The organism is Micromonospora sp. AMSO1212t, assembly GCF_008868145.1.
GTDB classification, from domain to species: domain Bacteria; phylum Actinomycetota; class Actinomycetes; order Mycobacteriales; family Micromonosporaceae; genus Micromonospora; species Micromonospora tulbaghiae.
Map to the genome: position 1 here is coordinate 1 of NZ_WBKS01000200.1, position 6,742 is coordinate 6,742.

Genomic DNA, 6,742 nt, shown 5'->3' on the forward strand with positions numbered 1-6,742 from the left:
GATCCTGCTCGGCACATTGTTCTCCGCTGTCGGGCGCGGCCTCACCCTGCCGTTCCTGTTCATCTACCTCACCGACGTACGCGGTCTGACCGACACCCGGGCCGGGCTGGTGATCGGCTGGTTCGGCGCGGTCACGCTGGCTCTCTCGCCGCTGGCCGGCACGTTCATCGACCGGTTCGGCGCACGCCGGGTGGTGTTGCCCTGCCTGGTGATCGAGGCGATCGGCACCGGCTCGCTGGCGCTGGTCGACTCGACGGCCTCGGCGTTCGGCGTGATGACGCTCGTCGCCATCGGCAGCTCGGCGATCTGGGCCGGGCAGAACACGATCCTCGCCTCGCTGACCGACGACGGCGAGCGGCAGCGCGTCTTCGGGCTCAACTTCGCGCTGCTCAATCTCGGTATCGGCACCGGCGGCCTGATCTCCGGCGCGGTGATCGACGTGGCCCGTCCGATCACCTTCGAGGTGATCTACCTGCTGGACGCGGTGAGCTACCTGACGCCCGCGCTGATCCTGCTGAGCCTGCCGCACGTCGGGCGCCGGCCGGCCGTGGCGACGGGCGCGAAGGCTGACGACCGGAGGACCGGCGGCTATCTCACGGTGCTGCGGGACCGGCCGTTCCGCCGCCTGGTCATCTTCGGCCTGGTGCTCACCACCTGCGGGTATGCGCAGATCGAGGTTGGCTTCGCGGCGTACTCGGTCCGGGTGGTCGAGGTGACGCCCCGGGTGGTGGCGTGGGCGCTGGCCGCGAACACCGTGATGATCGTGCTCTCGCAGCTGCTGGTGATCCGGCGGCTGGAGGGGCGCAGCCGTACCCGTGCACTCGCCACTGTGGGCGCGGTCTTCGCCGGCGCCTGGCTGGTGCTCGGCGCGGCGGGCGTGGTGGGCAGCGGCAACGCGGTGCTCGCGGCGCTCGGCGTGGTGGCCTGCTCGGCGATCTTCGGGTTCGGCGAGACGATGCTGTCGCCGGTCATGCCCGCCCTGACCAACGCGCTCGCCACCGACGAGCTGCGCGGCCGGTACAACGCGATGAGCTCGATGATCTTCGGGATCAGCGGGGTGGTCGGCCCGGTCACCGCCGGCCCGCTGATCGGCGCGGCGAACGGGCGGGTGTGGGTGGCCGTCGTGGTGGGCGGCTGCCTGGCCGCCTCGGTGCTCGCGCTGACGCTGCGTCCGCTGCTCACCGCCGCGCAGGACGGCCGCCCGACGGCCGCCGCGACGCCGGAGCCCGAGCCCGCGCGGGCGACCTGACACGAAGCCGGCGGCCTGCGACGAAGCTGCGCAGCCTGACACGAACGGGCCCCGGAGCGTCGCTCCGGGGCCCGTCGGCGGTGCGCCGTCAGCCGGCGGCGACCTCGGTGGTCGTGCGGATCCGGTCCAGCGCCGGCGGGGAGACCGGCGACTTCTCGGTCAGGTACGCGGTGAAGGCGTCCAGGTCGATCTGGCCGGTCACCGCGTTGGTGCCACCGGTCAGGACGCTGAAGCCGTCGCCGCCACCGGCGAGGAAGTTGTTCACGGTGACCCGGTAGGTGGCGGTGTCAGTCACCGGGGTGCCGTTGATGGTGAGGCTGCCCCGGACCACCCGGGTGCCGGCGCACGGCGTGCCGGCCGGTGCGGTGGTGCCGTTGACGTCCACGACGTAGTTGACCGTCGAGGACGCGTAGAGCACGCGCGCCACGGTGAACTGCTGCTCCAGCATGCAGTAGAGCTGCGCGCCGGTCAGGTCCAGCGTCACCAGATTGTTGGCGAACGGCTGCACGGTGAACGCCTCGGCGTAGGTGACCGGGCCGGCGTCGAGGTCGGCGCGTACGCCACCGGGGTTCATGAACGCGGCGACCGCGTTCTGCTCGGTGTCCGTGGCGGCGAGCTGCGCGTCGGCGATCACGTTGCCCAGCGGCGACTCACCGGTCTGGTACGTCGGCTTGCCGTTGACGTCGACCCCGGTCTGGTACAGGTTCTCCTGGGTCTTGGTGATCGCGGCGGTGGTCTCGCCGACCACGCGGTCGGCCACCGGGCCGAGCGCGGTCTTGTACCGGTTGATCAGGTCGGTCGAGGGCTGGTCCGGCTTCACGTCCCGGGTGACCACCACGTTGTTCGCGGACGCGCTCACCACGTCGCGGGTGCGCGGGTCGATCTTCAGGTCGATCTGGGTGACCAGGCGGCCGAACGAGCTGGCGCTGGTGACCAGCTTGCCGTTGATGTTGCAGTTGTACGCGGCGTGGGTGTGCCCGCTGACGATCACGTCGATGGACGGGTCCATCCGGTTGGCGATGTCGACGATCGGGCCGCTGAACCCGGTGCAGTCGTTGATGCCGCCGCCGTTCTGCACGCCGCCCTCGTGCAGCAGCACGACGATGCTCTTGACCCCGAGCAGGCGCAGGATCTTGGCGTACTTGTTGGCGGTGTCGGCCTCGTCGGTGAACCGCAGGCCGGCGACGCCCTGCTGGCTGACGATGTTCGGGGTGCCCTCCAGGGTCATCCCGATGAAGCCGATCGGGACACCCTTGACGATCTTGATGCCGAACGGCTGCATCAGCGGCAGGCCGGTGGAGGTCTTGAACGCGTTCGCCGAGAGGTAGGTGAACTTGGCGCCACCGAACGGGGTGCCGTCGGCGCAGCCGTCCACCGGGTGGCAGCCGCCGCGCTGCATGCGCAGCAGCTCGGCCGCGCCCTCGTCGAACTCGTGGTTGCCGACGCTCGCGAACTCCAGCCCGGCGAGGTTCATCTCCTCGATGGTGGGCTCGTCGTGGAACGCGGCGGAGAGCAGCGGCGAGGCGCCGATCAGGTCGCCGGCGGCGACCGTGACAGTGCCCTTGCCCTGCTGCTTGGCGGCGGCGCGCATCGACTTCAGGTGGCTGGCCAGGTATTCCGCGCCACCGGCCGGCTGGCCCTCGATGGTGCCGCTGGAGCCGGTCGGCGGCTCCAGGTTGCCGTGGAAGTCGTTGATCGCGAGCAACTGGACGTCGACCGGCTTCGGGCGGGCCTCGGCCTGGTCGGGGGTGACGGCGACCGCGGTGAACGCGGTCGCGGCGAGTGCGGCCAGGCCGACGGCGGCCCGGCGTCGCATCCCGGTGACGGACATGGAACTCCTCGTGAGATGCCGGTATGTGGCGTCCGGGCGATGGTTCGCCCGGCGACCCTGATCCGTGCCGTGACAGGTGTCGATCGCGGTGGACGGTACTCGGGGGAACGCCGCCCCGCCGGGGTAGCTTCTCATCCACCGGCCGCCAGGTCGAACGGGGCGGCATCAGGAATCGTCGTTGCCTCCGGGCGGCCCGTACCGGTCTGCCGGACGAGTCGGACATGACGGTCAGGTGACATTCCGCGCGGCGCGCGCTGTCGACGCCTGCCGTTCTCGAAGGCGCCGGCTCCCAGGGACAGGGAGCCGGCGCCGACGCTCATGTCACGCGCAATTCCTTGCGCTGGCAACCGTCCTTGCCGGAATCACCTCCTGCCGGACACCCATCGCGAACCGAACGGTCGTTCATGTCCGACGGCCCGGCATATCGAGCAAACTGTCCGAACTCGACTGACGCCCCGGAGGGCTGGTCGCGGGTCCGCTGTGGGCGGTGGCGACGAGCCTGCGCAACGCCGGCCGCGTCCACCGCCCGGCCACCCCCGGCCGGCCCGCCAGGTAGCCGACGGTCCGCGCGGCGTCCCAGCCGTGCGCCTCGCGCAGCCCGCGCGCCAGCATCCCGAGATAGACCGGAGCGGGCCGGGTCCACCGCACCTCCACCGCCCGGTGCGGCGCGGTGAACGTGAGCATCGGCAGGCCCTCGTGGACACCGACGCGCAGCAGCGTCTCGTAGCGGCACGGCCCGAGCCTCGCCCGCCCGGTCTCGACCGCCGCGAGGATCCCGGCCAGGTCGGCGCCGGGCGGCCGGTACATCTCCTGCGCGGCGATGTCGGCGAACTGCTCGACGGTCACCAGGTAGCCGCGCGCCGCCGCCCGGCCGGGCAGCAGCGGATCGTAGAACGCCATGCCGCCGGTCCAGGCCCTCGACTCGCCGGCGAAGTAGACGCCGCCGGGGATGAGCACCGGAACCGTCCGGCGCGGTGGCCGGCGGTCCCGGCAGCCGGGGTACGTGCGCAGCCCGCCGGGTGGACACCCGCCACGCAGATACCAGTCGAGCCGTGCGGCGTGCAGATTCGAGCCGTACGCGACGTACCAGAGCATCGGCGGCGCGGCTCAGAACCAGCAGGTGCGCCCGGCGGCGTGGCTGACCTGGACGGTGTGCGTCACGCAGCCGCCGTCGGCGATCAGGTGCAGCAGGAAGGCGGTCGGCTCGGCGAGGAATCCCGGCTCCTCGTCGTCGGTCATGGCCAGGCCCACCTGGATCCAGGTGCTCGGCGCGGTGGTCAGCACCGTACCGGCGAACGCGCTCGTCACCTGACGGTGCAGGTGGCCCGCGGCGACGCGTACGACATGGGGGTGACGGCCGACCACGGCGGCGAGCGCGTCGGCGTCGACGAGGCCCATGCCGTCCATGACGGGTGCGCCCACCGCGACCGGCGGATGGTGCAGGCACACGACGGCGGGCGCGTCGGTACGCCCGGCGAGCACCCCGTCCAGCCAGGCGAGCTGCTCGTCGCCGAGGCGTCCGCCAGGGCTGCCCGGGGTGAGCGAGTCGAGCACCACGAGCGTCGCGTCCGGCAGGTCGACGTGGTAGTGCGCCGAGAAGCCACCCGCCAGGTAGGGGGTGCCGCCGAACGTGTCGAGCAGTGACTCGCGGTCGTCGTGGTTGCCGGTCACCAGGTGCACCGGCAGCGGGAACGCACCGACGATCTCGCGCAGGGCGAGGTATTCGTCCGGGCGGCCGTTGGCGGTCAGGTCACCGGTGATCACCACGCAGTCGGGCCGGGGACGCAGCGCGAGCACCGTGCCGAGTGCCCGGTGCAGCCCGGAGGCCGGGGCGGCCGCGAGCGGGCCGGTGGTCACGTGCGGGTCGCTGAGCTGGGCGATGAGCATCGGTGGCCTCCTCGGGTCCCGGCCCTCACGCTATCGCCGCGCGCCCTCCCCGCGCAGGCCCGATCTCGCCCACAGGCTGCGTCCACAGCCTGTGGATAGCACATGTGTACGAAGGTCGGCGGCGGCTGCGCTGAGTACCCTTAATCGCGACCCGACCCCCTCCGAGCAGGAACGACGTGGATCACGAGCGAGTCCTCCGCGACGTCACGGTGCGCCTCCCCACGGCGTCCACCGTCCCGGAGGCGTGCCAGTGGACCGTGGCCGCGCTCGCCCGGCACACACCGGCGACCGCCACCGTCCTGCTCCGCGTCCACGACCGTCTGCGCTGCGTCGCCGCGACCGGCGCCTGGCAGGTGTTCTCGCACGTGCCGGCGACCGCCGACAGCGCCCCGCCGGGCCGTCACCGGCCCGAACCCTCGGTGGTGCGGCGGGTCTACGCCTCCGGCCTGACCGCCGCCGTGCCCGACGTCAGCGCCGACCCCGACTATCTCGAGGTCCGCCCGGACGTCACCGCCGAGCTCTGCGTGCCGGTACGGGACCCGGACGGCCGTCCGATCGGGGTGCTCGACCTCCAGTGGAGCGAGCCGGTCGTGCTCGCGGCCTGGCGGGAGACCGCCGAACTCGTGGCCGACCGCCTCGGCGGGCGGATCGCCGCGCTCGGCGGGCCACCGGCCGAGAGCCGCAGTGAGAAGCTGCTCCGGCACGCGGCCGCGTTCACCGCCGCGCCGACCGACTGGGACCTGATGACCGCCGCGCTCGCCGCGGCCCGGGACGTGTCAGCGCTCTCCGCCGCCGTGCTGGTGCTCACCGGCCGGCGCGGCCCGCGCCTCGGCGCGCCTACCGGCACCCCGGGCGAGTTGGAGGCGCGGATCCGGGCCGAGCTGGACGAGGCCGGGCCGGCCGGGCTCGACCGCATGATCGACCGGGCCCACCGGTACGGCTCGGCGTACACGCTGGGCGAGGCGGGCCACCCGCCCACCGACGAGTACCTGCCGCTGACCCGCGCCGGCGCACGCACGCTGGTGGCGGTGCCGGTCGGCACACCGGCCTCCGGCGGCGTACTGCTCGTCGCCGACGAGCAGCGCCTACGCCCCGACCCGACCACGGTCAACCTGATCGAGCTGCTCGCCGGGCAGGCGTGGACCTGCCTGGACCGGTTGCGTACGCTCGCCCGGCTCCGCGAGCAGGCCAGCTCGGACCCGCTCACCGGGCTGCGGCACACCGGCCCGTTCGGGCAGCGGATCGCCACCGCGACGCCGGGACGTACCGCCCTGCTGGCGATCGACGTGGACGGGTTCAAGGACGTCAACGACACGTACGGCCACCAGGCCGGCGACCGGCTGCTGGTGGGGCTGGCCCGGGCTCTGGAGGGCGCGTTGCGCCAGGGCGACGAGCTGTACCGGACCGGTGGCGACGAGTTCGTGGCAGTGATCGAGGTGAGCCGCCCGGAGGAGGCGGTCCGGATCGCCGAACGGCTCACCGAGGCGGCCCGCCGTACCGGCCGCACGATCAGCGTCGGCATCGCCCTGCCGAGGCCCGGCGAGTCGCCCGAGCGCACCCTGCACCGAGCCGACCAGGCCCTCTACGCGGTCAAGCGCCACGGCCGAGACGGAGTCCACCTCTCCGCCGCCTAACCCCGCCCCGCTCCCCGCTCCCCGCTCCCGCTCCCGCTCCCGCTCCCGCGATCTTGCACTTCTTGCCCCGTCGAAAGGTGCAAATGCCCCACAGCCGGGGCCGGAAGTGCAAGATCGACGCCAGAAGGAGGGCGGCAGGCG

5 protein-coding genes are annotated in these 6,742 nt (G+C 72.9%); 2 read left to right on the forward strand and 3 right to left on the reverse strand.

Annotated features, from left to right (window positions below; all coding sequences use genetic code 11):
• The first annotated feature begins 1 nt into the window (after position 1).
• Complete coding sequence (locus F8279_RS28620) at positions 2 to 1,249, forward strand: MFS transporter (protein WP_151501600.1); 1,248 nt, start codon at positions 2 to 4, stop codon at positions 1,247 to 1,249.
• Between the two features lie 88 nt (positions 1,250 to 1,337).
• On the opposite strand, the gene F8279_RS28625 is transcribed toward F8279_RS28620, so the two are convergent.
• From F8279_RS28625 to F8279_RS28635, 3 genes are all read right to left on the reverse strand, one after another.
• Entirely contained in the window at positions 1,338 to 3,080 is a 1,743-nt protein-coding gene (locus tag F8279_RS28625; protein ID WP_151501601.1) for a bifunctional UDP-sugar hydrolase/5'-nucleotidase, read from the reverse strand.
• A 402-nt stretch (positions 3,081 to 3,482) separates the two neighbouring features.
• Positions 3,483 to 4,175, reverse strand: a complete 693-nt coding sequence (locus tag F8279_RS28630) for a histone deacetylase (RefSeq protein ID WP_151501602.1) — start codon at positions 4,173 to 4,175, stop codon at positions 3,483 to 3,485.
• A 12-nt stretch (positions 4,176 to 4,187) separates the two neighbouring features.
• A complete protein-coding gene (locus tag F8279_RS28635; RefSeq protein ID WP_091425866.1) occupies positions 4,188 to 4,967 on the reverse strand; it encodes a phosphodiesterase in 780 nt (259 codons plus the stop codon).
• A gap of 176 nt (positions 4,968 to 5,143) precedes the next feature.
• On the opposite strand from F8279_RS28635, the gene F8279_RS28640 reads away from it, so the two are divergent.
• Positions 5,144 to 6,601, forward strand: coding sequence for a diguanylate cyclase (locus F8279_RS28640; RefSeq protein WP_091425870.1), 1,458 nt, complete (start codon positions 5,144 to 5,146; stop codon positions 6,599 to 6,601).
• The last annotated feature ends 141 nt before the right edge of the window (positions 6,602 to 6,742 follow it).